17 protein-coding genes and 2 tRNA genes are annotated in these 17,296 nt (G+C 38.6%); 2 read left to right on the top strand and 17 right to left on the bottom strand.

Translation table 11 applies throughout. The features are described from left to right. Positions 1–12 precede the first annotated feature (12 nt). Entirely contained in the window at positions 13–1,644 is a 1,632-nt protein-coding gene (groL, locus tag E4T88_RS01585; protein WP_135103738.1) for a chaperonin GroEL, read from the top strand. A 105-nt stretch (positions 1,645–1,749) separates the two neighbouring features. Here groL and E4T88_RS01580 read toward each other — a convergent pair whose 3' ends face one another. The 13 genes from E4T88_RS01580 to E4T88_RS01525 form a co-directional block, all read right to left on the bottom strand. After that, positions 1,750–2,271 carry a lipocalin family protein gene (locus tag E4T88_RS01580; protein WP_135103737.1) on the bottom strand — a complete coding sequence of 174 codons (522 nt, stop codon included), beginning with the start codon at positions 2,269–2,271 and terminating at the stop codon, positions 1,750–1,752. A 66-nt stretch (positions 2,272–2,337) separates the two neighbouring features. Continuing rightward, complete coding sequence (locus E4T88_RS01575; protein WP_135103736.1) at positions 2,338–2,631, bottom strand: hypothetical protein; 294 nt, start codon at positions 2,629–2,631, stop codon at positions 2,338–2,340. A gap of 246 nt (positions 2,632–2,877) precedes the next feature. Further along, the gene (locus tag E4T88_RS18215) at positions 2,878–3,300 is read right to left on the bottom strand and encodes a restriction endonuclease (RefSeq protein WP_260393672.1); all 423 of its coding nucleotides are present in this window, start codon (positions 3,298–3,300) and stop codon (positions 2,878–2,880) included. Between the two features lie 224 nt (positions 3,301–3,524). Next, positions 3,525–3,746, bottom strand: a complete 222-nt coding sequence (locus E4T88_RS18210) for a winged helix-turn-helix domain-containing protein (protein ID WP_228093665.1) — start codon at positions 3,744–3,746, stop codon at positions 3,525–3,527. Between the two features lie 329 nt (positions 3,747–4,075). After that, positions 4,076–4,159 (bottom strand) — tRNA-Leu (locus tag E4T88_RS01565). A gap of 8 nt (positions 4,160–4,167) precedes the next feature. Then, a tRNA-Gly gene (locus E4T88_RS01560) sits at positions 4,168–4,240 on the bottom strand. 105 nt (positions 4,241–4,345) lie between these two features. Further along, positions 4,346–4,831 carry a Rieske (2Fe-2S) protein gene (locus tag E4T88_RS01555; RefSeq protein ID WP_135103735.1) on the bottom strand — a complete coding sequence of 162 codons (486 nt, stop codon included), beginning with the start codon at positions 4,829–4,831 and terminating at the stop codon, positions 4,346–4,348. Positions 4,832–4,862: 31 nt separating this feature from the next. After that, positions 4,863–5,798 (bottom strand): tRNA epoxyqueuosine(34) reductase QueG, encoded by a 936-nt coding sequence (queG, locus tag E4T88_RS01550; protein WP_135103734.1) that lies wholly within the window; start codon positions 5,796–5,798, stop codon positions 4,863–4,865. Position 5,799: 1 nt separating this feature from the next. Further along, complete coding sequence (locus tag E4T88_RS01545) at positions 5,800–6,390, bottom strand: hypothetical protein (protein WP_135103733.1); 591 nt, start codon at positions 6,388–6,390, stop codon at positions 5,800–5,802. Between the two features lie 191 nt (positions 6,391–6,581). Continuing rightward, entirely contained in the window at positions 6,582–7,487 is a 906-nt protein-coding gene (locus E4T88_RS01540; RefSeq protein ID WP_135103732.1) for a glycosyltransferase, read from the bottom strand. A gap of 1 nt (position 7,488) precedes the next feature. Then, positions 7,489–10,014 (bottom strand): YfhO family protein, encoded by a 2,526-nt coding sequence (locus E4T88_RS01535; RefSeq protein WP_135103731.1) that lies wholly within the window; start codon positions 10,012–10,014, stop codon positions 7,489–7,491. A 1-nt stretch (position 10,015) separates the two neighbouring features. Further along, positions 10,016–10,939, bottom strand: coding sequence for a class I SAM-dependent methyltransferase (locus E4T88_RS01530; RefSeq protein ID WP_135103730.1), 924 nt, complete (start codon positions 10,937–10,939; stop codon positions 10,016–10,018). A gap of 5 nt (positions 10,940–10,944) precedes the next feature. Beyond that, positions 10,945–11,604, bottom strand: coding sequence for an HAD family hydrolase (locus E4T88_RS01525; RefSeq protein WP_135103729.1), 660 nt, complete (start codon positions 11,602–11,604; stop codon positions 10,945–10,947). 174 nt (positions 11,605–11,778) lie between these two features. Here E4T88_RS01525 and E4T88_RS01520 point away from each other — a divergent pair, with 174 nt between their 5' ends. Then, positions 11,779–12,381 carry a nitroreductase family protein gene (locus tag E4T88_RS01520; RefSeq protein WP_135103728.1) on the top strand — a complete coding sequence of 201 codons (603 nt, stop codon included), beginning with the start codon at positions 11,779–11,781 and terminating at the stop codon, positions 12,379–12,381. A gap of 85 nt (positions 12,382–12,466) precedes the next feature. Here E4T88_RS01520 and E4T88_RS01515 read toward each other — a convergent pair whose 3' ends face one another. From E4T88_RS01515 to metG, 4 genes are all read right to left on the bottom strand, one after another. After that, complete coding sequence (locus E4T88_RS01515) at positions 12,467–13,849, bottom strand: tyrosine phenol-lyase (protein ID WP_135103727.1); 1,383 nt, start codon at positions 13,847–13,849, stop codon at positions 12,467–12,469. A gap of 159 nt (positions 13,850–14,008) precedes the next feature. Further along, on the bottom strand, positions 14,009–14,620 hold the full coding sequence (locus E4T88_RS01510) for a hypothetical protein (RefSeq protein WP_135103726.1): 612 nt from the start codon (positions 14,618–14,620) through the stop codon (positions 14,009–14,011). Continuing rightward, a complete protein-coding gene (locus tag E4T88_RS01505; protein WP_135103725.1) occupies positions 14,607–15,110 on the bottom strand; it encodes an RNA polymerase sigma factor in 504 nt (167 codons plus the stop codon). Before E4T88_RS01505 ends, E4T88_RS01510 begins: the two co-directional genes overlap by 14 nt. Positions 15,111–15,239: 129 nt before the next feature. Continuing rightward, positions 15,240–17,282: a methionine--tRNA ligase gene (gene metG / locus E4T88_RS01500; RefSeq protein ID WP_135103724.1), complete on the bottom strand. Its 2,043-nt coding sequence runs from the start codon at positions 17,280–17,282 to the stop codon at positions 15,240–15,242. Positions 17,283–17,296 lie beyond the last annotated feature (14 nt).

Raw genomic sequence — 17,296 nt, 5'->3', positions numbered from 1 at the left:
TAACATAACATTATGGCTAAAGAGATTAAGTTTAACATAGATGCTCGCGACGAGCTAAAAAAAGGTGTTGATGCATTAGCTAATGCAGTAAAAGTAACCCTTGGACCAAAAGGTCGCAACGTAATCATCGAAAAGAAATTTGGTGCACCTCACATCACAAAAGACGGTGTAACAGTAGCAAAAGAAATAGAACTGGAAGAAGCATTCCAGAATATGGGAGCTCAACTTGTAAAAGAAGTAGCTTCTAAAACAAACGACGATGCGGGTGATGGTACTACTACTGCCACAGTATTGGCACAATCTATCGTTAGCGTTGGTCTTAAGAACGTTACGGCTGGAGCAAATCCAATGGATTTGAAACGTGGTATCGATAAAGCTGTAGCAAAAGTAGTAGAAAACATCAAGTCTCAGGCTGTAGCTGTAGGTGATGACCTACAGAAGATAGAGCACGTAGCTAAGATATCAGCTAACGGCGACGAAACGATAGGTAAGCTGATCGCTGAAGCTATGGGCAAAGTAAAGAAAGAAGGAGTTATAACTGTTGAAGAAGCAAAAGGTACAGAAACTTATGTGGATGTAGTAGAAGGTATGCAGTTTGACAGAGGTTATATCTCTCCATACTTTGTAACTGATACAGAGAAAATGGAAGCTGATCTTGAAAACCCATATATCTTGATTCACGACAAGAAGATTTCAGTATTGAAAGACATTCTTCCTATTCTTGAATCTGCTCTTAAATCAGGTCGCTCATTGCTAATCATTGCAGAAGATATCGACTCAGAAGCATTGACTACACTGGTAGTTAACCGTCTTCGCGCAGGCTTGAAGATTGCTGCGGTTAAAGCTCCCGGATTTGGTGATCGTCGTAAAGAAATGCTTGAAGATATCGCTATCCTTACAGGTGGTATCGTAATCTCAGAAGAGAGAGGCATCAAACTTGAGGCTGCTACTATCGACATGCTTGGTACTGCTGATAAGGTAACTATCAATAAAGATAATACCACTATCGTAAACGGTGCAGGCGAGAAAGATGCTATTGCTGCTCGTGTATCTCAGATCAGAGCACAAATGGAAAAAACAACATCAGACTACGATAAAGAAAAACTACAAGAACGTCTTGCTAAATTGGCAGGTGGTGTAGCTGTTCTTTATGTAGGAGCTCCGTCAGAGGTAGAAATGAAAGAAAAGAAAGACCGTGTTGACGATGCTCTTTCTGCAACTCGTGCAGCTATCGAAGAAGGTACAGTTCCCGGAGGTGGTGTAGCTTACATTCGTGCTATTAGCACTCTAGAAGACCTAAAAGGTGAAAATGAAGACGAAACTACCGGTATCGAAATCGTTAAGCGTGCTATCGAAGAGCCTCTTCGTCAGATTGTAGCTAACAGCGGTAAAGAAGGTGCTGTTGTAGTACAGAAAGTACGTGAAGGAAAAGCTGATTTCGGTTACAACGCTCGTGCAGATGTTTACGAGAATCTGAATGCAGCCGGAGTTATCGACCCAGCTAAAGTAGTTCGTGTAGCTCTTGAAAACGCAGCTTCTATTGCAGGTATGTTCTTAACTACAGAGTGCATCATCGCTGACAAGAAAGAAGAAAACCCTGCTCCAATGCCTCCAATGGGTGGCGGAATGGGCGGAATGATGTAATTAATCATTCGATTGCCTCAACCGACAAAGGTTGACAGGACTTATATAAAAAAGAACCGATGGATCAAGATCCATCGGTTCTTTTTTATATGCTGTTTTCTATGCTCAATCGTGATTTACCCAAACCAACTTATCAATATCAAGGTCTAGCTTTTTAGCCAAATCAAGATAGTTGTTTTTTACATCATCAGGGATAGTTTTAGTTCGTGAAAGAATCCACATATATTTTTTGTTTTTACCCACAACAAGCGCATATTTATAATCCTTATCCAAAGCGATTATATTATACGAAGCATAAAACGGCCTGAAGAAAGAAACCTTTAGCCTGCCTTCATCTTTAGGACCGATAAATTTAGCTATTCCTTTTGCCGATTTCCAAGTATCCTTGATGTAATCGTGCCCTTGATTTAGCACACCGACCGTTTGGTTTTCATTCAAGGTATATTCAGCAGTGGTGTTATCTAAGTTTCGTTCAAACCGAAAATCGAACCGAGCTATCTCGTACCACCGCCCCATATACTTTTCAACTTCAAAATTTTTGACTGCTGTTGCATTTTTAGGAATACCAGTACACGATGCAAATAAACTAATCATAATGATTGCAATAAACGGAAATTTGAGATTCATAATTCATACTTATAACTTACCTATAAAAACAACAGATATACAATAATTGTTTTTGAAAGAGAAATGTTAATCAAGCATTTTTATCCACGCAACGACTTCGCTATCTTTCCCTCCGCAACCATAACGAAAAACAGCTATCATAGTTCCATCTGCAGCTATGCCATAGCACTTCTCACTGCTCGGTATTTCAACCTGTGCCCCAAGATATTTCTTATTGTCGTCTAGAATCTTACCTGTTTCTCCGTTTGGCAATCGACTTTCAAGATTAATATAATCTCCATTTAGCTCATTTAAAGAATCGATTATTTCAAGCTCAGGTATACCAAGCGTTTTTAGTCTTGAAATTATTTTCTTGTGCATAAGATATATTTCTATTAATTATTGAACTGTAAAAACTAAAAGAACTTAAGTGAATACTAATAATTCACATTTATATATAAAAGCTTTGCTTGTCAGATTTAGTACAATACAGGTTCTAACACTGAGTTAGCATTAGTGAAATTATCAGGACTTTTTAACCATAGTGATTTCGTACAACAATAAGGTATCTCGGCTTACGAAAAGAAGAACTAATAGAAACTTATAGTTTATTGATTTTTTTTGATATTAGATTTTCAAAAACCATTCTTCTTTTATCTCAACAGCTTCAATGAGCTGAATATCTACGCCTAATTTTAACTCCTTCAACTTATCACAAAGAAACTCGCCATCAATTAAATCAATTGGAGGAGCTCCATCTCTTGTGGCTTCTTTGATAGCTTCTCTTGTAAAATGTCCGGTCGTAATAAAAAGTCCTTTGTCTGCACGCCCTTGCATTGCACCTCTGAAATCCCTTATCTGACTTGGAGAAACAGATCCTTTATATCTTTTACATTGGAAAATAACATGAAAACTTAGTAAACCACTCATTCTCATAATACCTTTCCCATCAATGCCTCCATCTCCTGATTTTCCCGTCACTTCCACTTGAACAAATCCACTTTCACGAAGTAATCTTTGAGTAAGTCGCTCAAATGCAGATGGAGTAATATTATATAGAACTGTTAATAATTTATCTTTCCATCTTTCAGAACTATTAACCTCTAATGTGACCTCTTGTTCTACTTCTTGATTTTGTATATCTTTAGATATTGATTTTTCTTGCTCTCTTACTTTTCTAACAATTTCAGTATAATTGAGATTCTTTATATCTATATCTGATTTTGATAAAGCCCATACTCCACGAGCAGAATTCTCTATTAATCCGAATTTTTTCAGATATGTCTACTCCATGCAAGCCTATAATCAACTTCACTTCTTCCATCTTCTCCATGAGAAACCTGCAAAACATCATCAGATAGGTTTGCTATTTCATAAACCTTATTATTAATTTCCTCAATAGATCCTGAGCCACCTAATTCAACAAGAGCTTTTACAGTTGGTATAATCAATTCATCAAAAGATGGTAAATTGGTGTTTTTCCTTTTTCGAGCCATATCATAAATTATTATTGTACTCAAAGAAAGTGAATATTTTGAATTTAACCATACGGACAAGACAAAAATGTTAAATTCGCATTTAAGTAGATAATATTTAGATGGATATAAAATTGAAAGATGACCTTGAAAGATTATCTGTCATAACAATAGAAATAATACTAACTAGAATAAAAAGCATGCCTAAAACTAGGAATAAATATTTAATTATTTTCTCCTTCATAATTAATAATCTAGATCTCAAAAACAACAAAACATCTAAGTACACCTTTAAGACCCCCAATAAAAAAAAGACCCCTATTAATCAATCGATTAATAGGAGCCCTCAGTACTCGGAGCGGGACTTGAACCCGCACAACCGTAATGGTCACAAGATTTTAAGTCTTGCGTGTCTACCATTCCACCATCCGAGCAGCCTATGAGCGAAAGACGGGATTCGAACCCGCGACCCCGACCTTGGCAAGGTCGTGCTCTACCAACTGAGCTACTTTCGCAATTACTGCTATATTCAAGGCTATAATTCCAACATTTTGGAAGCCTTTTCCGTTTAGCGAGTGCAAATGTAAAAAATGTTTTCCTTTCTACAAAGTTTATCAGGATTAATTTCTACGTGTAATTTGAAAAATTCCATCTCCTGTATTAGAAAATCGAGCATAGTAAGTCTGAAGATTATCTTTAGCCGGTCCCGACTTTACATTTCCTACACCATTAAATATCTCAAAGACACTACCGCAATGAGAGCACTTTACAGTCCCATCACTCTGTGGCACAACTTTTATCGGTCGTTGTTTTTCGTAAGGGCAACAAAGATCGTATGCATACAATTGATAGACACTGCTAGTTATAGGTACAGCACTACAAACAATAAGCAGCCCTGAGTATCCAATCATATCCGTTGCCAGCCTTGGCTGAGTAAATGTCACAATATTCCCGGGTGTTCGCAGATTCTTGTCCGGAGATTTTATTAAGTTGACTTCAAATCTTACGGGTTCAATAGGAATAGTATTCAAACTTTCATCACTTCCGCAAGAGAAAGTTACAAACACTAACACAACTATCAACACTATATATTTTATCTTTTTCATCTTCTTATAAAACGTTATCAACGACTTAATATTATTTCAAATTCTGCCTCAGTGCTTCCAGATTTCTTTTCAACCCTGTAAATTTAGCACGCTTCACCGCCGAACCCTTAAATATCTTCTGGTAGTCTTCAACCGACAGATTATCAAGGCGGTCAAAAGACAAGTCTAAAAAAGACTGAGAGGGGTTAAACTCTGCCGTCTGATGCGGTCGTGAATATCTGTTCCAAGGACAAACTTGCTGGCAAATATCACAACCATAAAAACGATTATTCATCTTCGGAATCACTTGTTCATCAATCTCGCCACGATTTTCGATCGTCTGATACGAAATACACTTACTCGCATTCACCACTCTAGGCTTTACTATAGCCGATGTAGGGCATGCATCCAAGCAGCGAGTACAGTTTCCACACGATAAATTCAATGGAGTGTCGTATGTCAGCTCAAGATTGATGATCAATTCGCCCAGAAAGAAATAAGAACCCTTCTTCGGGATGATCAGCAATGAATTTTTTCCGATAAATCCCAACCCGGCTTTGGCTGCCCAATAACGCTCTAAGATTGGAGCTGTATCAACAAAAGCCCGTCCTTCGGCCGCCGGCTCTAAGCTCTTAATGTAATCTAGCAGCATTTGCAACTTACTCTTCACCACATCGTGATAGTCTTTGCCATAGGCGTAATAAGCAAATTGAGGGTTTTCTTGCGGTTGCTTTGTTTCGGGATAATAGTTTAATGCGACACTGATTACCGAACAGGAACCTTCAACCAATAAAGTAGGGTTGCATCGTTTCTCTGTATTCCTAGCCATATAATCCATATCTGCATGATATGAATGACTAAGCCAGTCTTTAAAATGCTGTTGTTCCTCGACCTCTATCGGCTCAGCCTTACAAATCCCGCAAGCATCAAAACCCAGACTATATGCATAATCTTTTATTTGCAGGGAGATATCTTTGTTTGCCAACATTTTACTTTTGGTATCTATCAACTCGCTTCAGCCCAAGATATTCATCCACAGTAGGGTCAACGTAGATTTCCTCTTTTGTATTCTTATTTCTGAACATAACAAAGTCATGATCTTTAAACCATCCGTTCTGCGCATTCTTGTACATATTGTTTCCAAAGAGGTACAGCTTGCCTTTCTTCGGCTTAGCCTCCCACTCCTTATCCATTCCAAACCTCTTGATAAGGTAAGTACCTACGGCAGATGTAAAGGCAGCATAACCGGTATAATTAGCCTCTGTGGCAACAAAAAGCTTCTGCGGATCACTCTCCTGAGCATCAGAAGAAAAGTCCAATACTTTTGTAGTTATCTCCTGAGATAAGTCGATAATCTGCTCAATACTTATAGTAGCATCTAATGCCTCATCATTGGGTAGACTCTGATTGATGAATGTTGCCAAATCACCTTCTTTTATATCATAAGACTTACGGCTTCCGCCATCTTCATATTTTACAGCCATGCGGTAAATGTTTCCTCTAAACAAAAAGAGTAATACGATAACAACCACAATAGCGGCAACAACTTTCAATAAATTACTATTAGTCTTCTTTTTCATATTTTAATCACCAAAAAGTGACAACGTCACATAAAACGAAAAACCTACAGAACAATACATTACAAGCAAAAGGTGACAAAAGTGACACTTTTCAGAGTACTTTTATTTGTTACCTTTTTTGCCATGCATCATCCTCTTTAATAGATAAAAGTACAATTATTTTATTATATATGAGGTCTATACAGAAAAATCTACTTCCCCAGCAGCCCTTTACTTACATACCATCTGAATTGTATCAGCTTCCAGCCCTTGTCGGGAGAGAGCCTCAACATATAAGTAAAAAACAAGACAATAGAGCCCGCCCATTTTTTACATTCAGCAAAGATTCTGTTTTGGTAGGCATTCGGAGATATCGATTTAGTACGAATACGTTCGCTTTTTCCGATAGAATAAGTTAGTTCCCTGAAGTGAGATTCTGTAAGTTTCTTTTCGGGTATATAATGATGAATACCCATTTGTGGGAGGTAATAAAATTTCTCACCACCTCTTGTCAGCCTGTCATAAAGGTCTTTCTCTTCAGCACCGATCAGCCCTGTTCCCTTGCGTCCCAATTCTACATTAAACAGTCCATATTTATCAAATACTTCTTTTCTGAATGCAGAATTTCCTCCTCCGGGATATTTACCGTTGCTGAAAGGTTTTATCTTATCACCTTCGTACAGGGCTCCACCAATAAGCTGTTCGGTATAATGAGACAACCACTTCGGTTTCTCCACCTCATATACAGGCACTATAGGTCCGCCACATGCCGATACGGTGGGGTGAGATTCAAAGAATGATTTTATAGACGAAAGATACGATTCGAATGCAGTAGCATCATCATCTACAAAAACAAGGATATCGCCCCTACTCTCCTGCACACCTCTGTTGCGTGCATACGAAAGTCCCTGTTGCGTTTCAAGAAAATATCGGAAATTAACTCCCGGATAATCGTATCGAAACTGCTTACAAATACTTTCTGTAGAATCTGTACTGTTATTATTCACCATAACTATTTCATAGTCGTGATATGGAATATTCTGCTGCGAAATACTTTTCAACGCATTGTACAGATATTTCTCCCTATTGTATGTACAGAAAATAACAGATAGCTTCATTTTATTTTTCCTTTCTCTTCAAAACAAAAGGTCTTATAATTATGCCGATCAACAACAAAACAAGTACTGCCGAAGAGGCTGTTGCCACATGGCGGCTGTTATAATATCCCTGAGGCTCGAACTTAAAAACAATTTCATGTTCTCCTGCCGGAACACGCATTGCCCGCAATGTCCAATCAGCACGGAAGTGAGGAACTTCCTTTCCATCAACATAAGCCTGCCAACCATTCGAGAAATAAATCTCGGAAAGTACGGCTAGTTGCTCTGAGACAGCTTTGGTTTTGTAAGTCAACACATCCGGCTTATATGATACCAATTCTATTGTAGCTGTAGAGTCGGGGGTAATTTTTAATCCCGACAATTCGCTTTCGAAACGCTTATCTACAACGGCTGTTGTGTGCGGATCTAAAGTATTGATTGCAGCTATTTCTTCGTCAGCATTATTTACCAACTTGTATTCATTTACAAACCAAGCGTTGCCCATTGCATTCGGATTTACCAATGGCGGTTGCTCAGGATGATATATTACGTATTTTGCATTCAACATATTCAGTGCTTTCGTTTTATTAAACGATGCCATGATTGTATCTATATTTTGTGAACTGAATGTACCGATGATCTGATTAACTTCACCATCCAGACGATTATCGATCAATTCCTGATAACGTTTCAGCTTGGCTGCATGATAGCCTCCAATAGATTTATGATAATAAGAAGTCGTTGTTTCGGCAAACGGATTATTCAGATTCAAAACCCTGTAGGAAGGATGCTGATCTTTCAAGATAGCCTGATCGGCTACCGACGGAGAAAACGTTTCTGTTTTGTAGGTACTTTTAGCCACAAAATTATTCTCATTCAAATAGCGTTTATCAATTCCCCACAAATCAATCAAGACTAAAACGGCAAGTCCCAGCGAACCATATATTGTCATTTTCTTTGTATCAACCTTCGTCCGAAGAGAGAAATACAAAATTGCTGCGCCCAATAAAACAAATACCAAAGAGCGTAAAGCATCGGACGACATCAGGTCTTGACGATCGGTCAGCAATGCATTATAATACCATTCAGGAACCTGTGCTTTCCATTGTGCATCTGCACCCGAAGTGAAATTGAAGAATGCTCCCGGCGCTATCCAAAGGATAAGACAAAGACCACCAACTACGCCTAACGATATATAAAGTGCTTTTTTTAGTTTCTTTTTATCTATTTCTCCCGAGAAGAATTCTTTTATTCCCCACACGGCAACCATAACAATAGTGAGTGCAGGCACTACCAAAGCTGTAGACACCGCCCTGAATTTACTATAGAGCGGGAAGTGATAGAAAAACCAATCGTTGAACCATTCCAGATTTTTACCCCAAGCCAGCAATATGAAAAAGATAGTAGCCACGAGCAACCCCCATTTTACATTGCTTCTTATAATAATCATACCCAACAGGAACAAGAAACAAACGATTGCTCCGAGATATACAGTCCCCTGAGTAAAAGGCTGGTCGCCCCAATACTGAGGAATGCGTGACACCTGATTGGCAAATTCGGCAGGAATTTCTCCCGATTGCACCTTCTGTGTCAATACTTTTATACTCTGAGCATCTTTATCATAAGGTTTCGATTCTCCCCCGTAAAGATTAGGAACAAGGAATGTGAATGTTTCGGCTTTACCATAACTCCACCCAAAAGCATAATCTTTGTCAAGTCCTGTCGATTGCTTTTCTGACTCGGACTTCGGCGAAGTCAGTTCAGACTTTCCACGGGTACTTTCTCGTGCCATTTCCATATTACCGTATATATTCCCCAGATTAGCCAATACAGCCAAAGCCACAGCGATAATCATGGCGCCGCACGACATAAGGAATGACTTATAATTCTTTTTTGAGAGCACCTCAACCGCATATGTAATGAAGAGTATAACACTGAGTAAACCGGTATAATAAGTTACCTGCAAGTGATTACTTTTTATTTGTAATGCCAGCCCCAAACCGACTAACACACTACCAAGCAGGATTTTATTCTTAAACAACGACATAAAGCCTGCCACTATCAGCGGCATATATGCCAGCGCCCATGCTTTAGTCACGTGCCCGGCGTTGAGTATAACAATATTGTAAGATGACAGCGAATATGCAACAGCCCCCAATATAGCAACTGCCGGACTGAATCCCATCAAGCAAAATAAGATATAGGCCATCAGCATACCTGCAAAAACAGGTCCTGCCGTGGTGTTACCCAATGCTTTTACAGGAGCCTCGAGATAGTCAAGAAAATTTGGACTGCCTCCATGCACACCTATCTGATACGCAGGCATACCGGAGAACATCGAGCCTGTCCATGCCGAAGTCTTACCCTCATTATAGTAATAGTCACTAATTTCCTTTGCTGAACCCTGATATTGTGTTACATCGTGCTGCGACAACACTTTACCTTGCAACATAGGGCTAAAATATGCCATTGTTATAAATAAAAATGCAACCACTGCAATAATATGTGGCAACAACATCTTCACCAAAGACTGCTCTTTTTTTATCATCTTATTTTGTGTTTGTTATTTTCTTCTTTAATATATAAATCAACGAACTACTGCCATTTTTATTCCTCAAGGTACGTAAGAAATAAACTCCACCCCGAATCAACCCTCGCAAACTGGCAAACGAATGTCCCATATTTTTCTCACTCAGCATAGATATATAGAAAGCATCGAAATACATCGGCTTGATTTCTATAATTTCGAACTGATGCCTGTTTGCTATGCGCTGAAAATCGGAAGAAGAGAAATGCCATAGGTGGCGGGGCACATCGTAGGCAGCCCAATATTCTTTATAGTATCTTGCATCAAACGATTCTTTATTGGGCAAGGCTATAACGAGAGTACCGTCATCTTTCAATATTTTTTGGAGATAGTCCAGTACACTGTTCAGATGTTCGAGATGCTCCAGCACATGCCACATCGTAATCACATCTTTTGTCTGGCACGGAATCTCGTAAAGATATTCGGAGTCCTGACAATCTATGCCGAATTTTTGTTTTGCATACTTTCTGGCCGATGCCGATTTCTCGATACCTGTTACAATCCATTTCAGTTCTTTCATCCGATTTAGAAAGTAACCGGTTCCTGAACCTATATCAAGCAACATCCCTTTTTTACTGCCCGCATACTTGGTAACCAGCTTCGACTTCGACTTCAATGCTATCTTGCGAGCCAGATGGTACAGACTGTTTATTATCCCCCGGTTTGTATCCGAGTGTGAAATATATTCAGGTGCTTCGTAATATTTTCCGATTTCATTTTCGACAGGAAAATCCTGAGTAAAAGCAAAACCACATCCATTACATTTATTGATTTCAAAGACTTCCTGTGTTGTAAGATAATCTTTACAGGATAGAAAAGGGTCAATTCCACGACTTCCGCAGACAGGACAAATTACAGTATAAACTTTCTTTATAGAGCTCTCCATTTTCTTTATAATACAAATTGCGTTCTATCTACTTCGTCAAAATTTTTAATTATTTGGCAATCCGACCAGTCTGTATAATCGTCATCATTTGAGTTTACGACAATTATTTTTCCGGCTTTTGCATTTCGTGCAGATTGCAATCCGGCTACAGCATCTTCGAATATAATGACATCCTCAGGTTGTTTGCCGATAATAGCCAAAGCATTCTGATATATCTGAGGATCGGGTTTTCCTTTTATCTTTCCGTTGTTATAAACAACCTTATCGTATTCGAACCATCGTGTAAGAGGAAGATGCTCGAAATAAAAATCGAGATTCTCTTTCCCTGAGGCAGTGGCGATGGTAAATGGTATCTTTTTATCTTTCAGGAAATCCAGGAAATCAGAAGCGCCGGGAGCTAATTGCATATCTGTTTGCAAACATAAGTCCTGATACAGTCCTTCTTTCTCAAGCACATATTTTTGAATCTCAACGTCAGACAAGGGCTTATTAAATAATTCAATAAACAAATCTTTATTGTTTTTACCATGCATCTTCTTAAACTTGTCCTCATCGGATAAAAACAAACCATGTTTAGTCAGAAATATATCCCATGCTTTATTATGCAGCTTAGTATCCCAAAATAATGTTCCGTTAAAATCAAATATTACTCCCGAAAAATGCATTATACCATTTGTTAAGAATTCAGCAACAAATGTACGAAATACTTAGATATATAGATATTTGAAGAGATAACTATTATTATTTTTATACAATTCATCAAAACATTTGCTTTAACTTTGACGTTAGAGTAACAAAGCTAACTATAGTATTTAGACACTAATTAAATAAAGTAAACAATGAAAAAGAATCTTAAAGAAGCAATAGAAGGTCGTAGAACATATTACGCTATCAATGACAAGAGCCCTATTTCAGATGATCAGATAAAAGAAATTATAGATTTCGCAGTTTTGCATGTTCCATCATCATTCAACTCGCAATCAACAAGAGTAGTTCTCCTGTTGAATGACAATCACAAAAAACTGTGGGATATCGTAAAATCAGTATTGAAGAAGCTTGTTTCACCTGAAGCTTTTCCGGCTACAGAAGCTAAGATAGACGGTGCGTTTGCTGCAGGTCATGGAACAATTCTTTTCTATGAAGATACAGACGTTGTAAAAGGTTTGCAAGATGCATTCCCGGCATACAGCGAAAACTTCCCAGTGTGGTCTCAGCACACATCGGCAATGCACCAGTTTGCAATCTGGACAATGCTCGAAGAAGCAGGACTAGGCGCATCACTGCAACATTACAATCCGATAATTGATGAAGAAGTAGCAAAAGCATTCAACATCAGCCCTAAATGGAAACTGATAGCTCAAATGCCGTTTGGCACACCAACAAGCGAAGCAGGACCAAAGGAATTCCAACCGCTAGAAAGCAGAGTCGTAGTATTTAAATAAAAGGATAAATTCATTCTTTATCAAACAGAAGGAGCAGTAAAAACTGCTCCTTTTGTTTATATAGCTTAAGATCAAAATCTGTTTATTATAATTCCTCAAATCGCCCTTGGAAGAAACGAAGGAATTTAGGCTCGTACACCATCCTCAAGCCCCGGGCTTTATCCCGATCTTTAAACATCTCTATTATACTCCAAGCTGCTACATCGAAATGAGCCTGTGTATATACACGACGAGGAACAGTCAATCTTACTAATTCCAGCTCCGGATAATAGTGATCTCCTGTCTGTTTATTTCTTCCTGCCGATACAATTCCCCGCTCCATACCTCTCACTCCTGATTCTACATAAATATCCGCAGCCAGTTTCTGCGCAGGAAATTGATCTTGAGGTATATGTGAGTAAAATTTCTTCGCATCAATAAATACACCGTGCCCGCCGATAGGCAACACAATCGGGATACCTGCTTCATGCAACAGATTACCGAAATATTCGACCTGACGAACACGTGAGGCTATCATATCATCCTGTACAGCTTCGATCAACCCCTGAGCCATCGCTTCCATATCTCTTCCGGCAAGACCTCCGTATGTTGGCATTCCTTCGTATACAACGATCAGGCTTCGTAAATCATCGTAAAGATCGGGATCGTTACACATAACCAATCCTCCGATATTTACATACAGGTCTTTTTTGGCACTGACTGTCGCAGCGTCGCTATAGGAGCAAAATTCACGATTTATATCCTCTACACTGCGATTTTTGTACCCCTCTTCGCGCTGTTGGATAAAATACGCATTCTCTATATTGCGTGTAGCATCCAATACAACCTTAATGCGATGCTTGTGAGACAGTTCCGATACGGCCTTCATGTTCGCCATACTTACAGGCTGCCCTCCTGCCATATTTACAGGAGCACCAACAGTGATATAGGCTATATTTTTTGCGCCTTTTTCGTTAATCAGCCTCTCATATTTTTCGAGGTCTATGTTTCCCTTAAAAGGATGTGTGGACTGACTTTTGTGCGCCTCATCGATAATCACATCCACAAATGTTCCTCCCGCGATCTCCTGATGCTGACGTGTAGTCGTAAAATACATATTACCTGCTACATACTGTCCAGGAGTAATCATACATTTGCTTAGTAAGTTTTCAGCTCCACGACCTTGATGAGTAGGCAGAATATATTTGTAACCGTAATACTTTTTACAAACTTCTTCCAAATAGTAAAAACTACGACTACCGGCATAGGCCTCATCTCCGATCATCATTCTCGACCATTGCATATCACTCATCGCATTCGTTCCGCTATCCGTCAACAAATCGATATAGACATCATCGGCATGGAGTAAAAAAGTATTCCATCCGGCTTCTTTCATACATTTCAAACGATGCTCCCTTGTTGTGGTTTTCAGGGGTTCTACTACTTTGATGCGATAGGGCTCTGCCCATGGTTTCTTTGAGAATGCCATATTCGTAGATTTTTGGTTAAAAGATTATTTATAGAAAAGGAAATAAAGCAAGGTTAACTAACTATTTGACAAACTAAACAGCACTACACTACAAATATAAAATAAAAACATCAAAAAGAAAATAGAATCCACCCTTATTTACTTACAAAATAACAGACATCAATCTTGTTCGCAAAGTTGATCATACATTTTTTTAAGACTCTTCAATATTTTCTTTTTATATAGACTTATATTCCTCATAGCCAATAAAGAAGAGAAAGAACCACTAATAAATACAATAAGAAAAGCAGGAAAGAACTCTTGATTCGTAACAACATCAAGAAAAGATCTGTTTATTGAATATACGAAAAAAGACAGATAGCATGGTAAAATCATCAAGATCGCAAAAAAGTAACGAACCGGATACATCTTTTGCGATTTGGATATCTCATTTATCCGATACCTCAACCAATCTCTGAGAGGAAGACTCATCGTATTATAATTTATCTTATAGTGCGATCGGATGCCCGATACAACAAAGACAGCAACTACAAAGCATAGCACTATATTGTTTATTAGATAATAGGTATCATCCGCTCTTTTTATTCCGGCATATACCAGTAACACAAAAAGTGTAATTCCTACCGATATGGAAATATAATCGATAAAAGAATGTCTTCTCATCACTTTGACAACCTTCTTTTCTAGCAGCTTTTTGAGGTCTTCAGCAGACTGAGCCTCTATATTAGAGCTTCCTTTGTGCCATATATCTTGTAAATTATCCCTTTTCATAACCCATCTTAATTAAGTTGTCCTTCAAAACATTTTTTGCTCGGTTTATCCTAGTGCCGACATTGGATTTACTGATCCCTATGATTTCTGAGATTTCTTCATAGCTTTTCTCCTCCAAATAAAGTAGTATGATAGATTTGTCGATATCATTCAAATCATAAATAGCTGTCAACAGCATACTCATATCTTCATCTACAGCCCATTGCTTAGCCATATCAACATAAGCCTCATCGGGCAATTCTTCGCGGTACTGCATCCGGGAATCTTTTCTAATGCGTGATATAGAAGTATTGATAGATATTGAGTATATCCACGATACAACATTCTCTCTATTTCGTAAAGATGCGTATGCCTTCCACATCTGATAAACAATTTCCTGAAAATTATCTTTCCGTTCATCTTCATGCCTAAAGTAGATAAGACTCACCTTATGCAGAATGGATTGATATTTTTCAAGCATTTGTAGAAAGTTCTCTCTCAGATCATCCATATCATTATTGTCCTTTTACTATATAGTAGAAGTTACTTGAATTTTATTACAAGAAAACTATTTTTTTATAAATAAAAAAGCCGATAAACCTCTTAAGGAATATCGGCTTATAGAAAAATATATTATTCTTTATCCTATCTGACAACCCGGTTCTACATCTTTAGAAGGTGTGATAAGCGATAAATTACCGCCCCCATCTTCTACAGAAAGAATCATTCCTTGCGACTCTATCCCTTTTAGTTTCCGTGGTTCGAGATTTGCAATAAAACACACCTGTTTACCTACTAACTCTTCAGGCTTGTACCAAGCTGCTATTCCCGAAATAATGGTACGTTTACCCATGCCATCATCAATTAAGAATTGCAACAATTTATCAGCTTTAGGTACTTTTACACACTCCAAAACTTTTCCTACACGAAGATCGAGCTTCGAAAAATCATCAAAAGCAACGTTTGGTTTCTGCGGAGCAATTTTTACTTCCACGGCCTGTTGATTTGCTTTTTTAGTATCCAAAAGTTTCTGGATTTGTTTTTCTATCGTTTCATCTTCTATTTTAGAGAACAGCAATTCTGACTGATTCAACGGATGTCCTACAGGCAGCAGATCAATGCGTCCTAGTTGATCCCATGTCAGGTTATCAACATTAATAAACCGACGTATCTTTTTTACGCTGAATGGCAAGAACGGCTCGAAAGCAATTGCGAGATTGGCAGTAATCTGTAGAGATATATTCAATATTGTTTCTACACGTGCCATATCCGTTTTAACGACTTTCCAAGGCTCTGTATCTGCCAGATATTTGTTACCGATACGTGCCAGGTTCATGGCTTCTTTAAGCGCATCGCGGAAACGGTATGTATCGAGATAAGATTCGACTACAGCCTTTACATCTGCAAACTCTTTAAGGGTTTCCTTATCATAGTCTGTCAGTTCATTCAACTGCGGAACTTTATTATCAAAATATTTTTGGGTAAGTACTAATGCACGATTGATAAAGTTCCCCAAAATAGCAACAAGCTCATTGTTGTTGCGAGCCTGAAAATCTTTCCACATAAAGTCATTATCCTTCGTTTCGGGAGCATTAGCCGTGAGTACATAACGAAGTATATCTTGTTGTCCCGGAAAATCTTCGAGATATTCGTGCAACCACACAGCCCAGTTTCGTGAAGTAGATATTTTATCTCCCTCCAGATTCAGGAATTCATTTGCCGGAACATTTTCAGGTAAAATGAAAGAACCCTCAGCCTTCAACATGGCAGGGAAAACAATACAGTGGAAAACAATATTATCTTTCCCGATAAAGTGTACCAATTTCGTATCTTCCGATTTCCACCATTTCTCCCAGCTATCCGGCAGCAATTCTATTGTATTAGAAATATATCCGATAGGAGCATCGAACCACACATAAAGCACTTTTCCTTTTGCATCGGGCAGTGGAATAGGCACACCCCAATCGAGGTCTCGGCTTACGGCACGAGGTTGTAACCCCATATCCAGCCATGACTTACACTGTCCGTAAACATTCGATTTCCACTCTTTATGATCTTCGAGTATCCACTGACGAAGCCACGACTCGTGCTTGTCAAGAGGAAGATACCAGTGTTTCGTTTCACGCATCACAGGAGTAGAACCTGATATTGTAGAGCGAGGATTTTTCAGATCGGTAGGACTAAGCGATGTTCCGCACGACTCACACTGGTCTCCGTAAGCATTCGGATTGCCACAGTGAGGGCATTCGCCCATAATATAACGGTCGGCGAGAAACATCTGAGCTTCCGCATCATAATATTGTTCACTTGTTTTTTCTTCAAACGCTCCCTTATTATGCAACGTAAGGAAAAAGTCAGAAGCTGTCTTTTTATGAATATCAGAGCTTGTACGGGAATAAATATCGAAAGCTATTCCGAAATCTTCAAAAGATTTCTTGATAATTCCATGATACTTATCAACAATATCCTGAGGTGTAACTCCCTCTTTCTTTGCTCGGATGGTGATAGGTACACCATGCTCATCAGAACCACCTATATGTATTACATCTTCACCTTTAAGCCTAAGGTAGCGCACGTAAATATCGGCAGGAATATAAACTCCGGCAAGATGTCCGATATGTACAGGACCATTGGCATAAGGAAGGGCCGATGTAACAAGGGTTCTGTTGTATTTCTTGGTCATATATAGTAAGTTAT

This window comes from Dysgonomonas mossii, from assembly GCF_004569505.1.
In the GTDB taxonomy this organism is placed as follows: Bacteria; Bacteroidota; Bacteroidia; order Bacteroidales; family Dysgonomonadaceae; genus Dysgonomonas.
The sequence above is the reverse complement of the archived record's forward strand: the minus strand, read 5'-3'. Positions and strand labels throughout refer to the sequence as shown.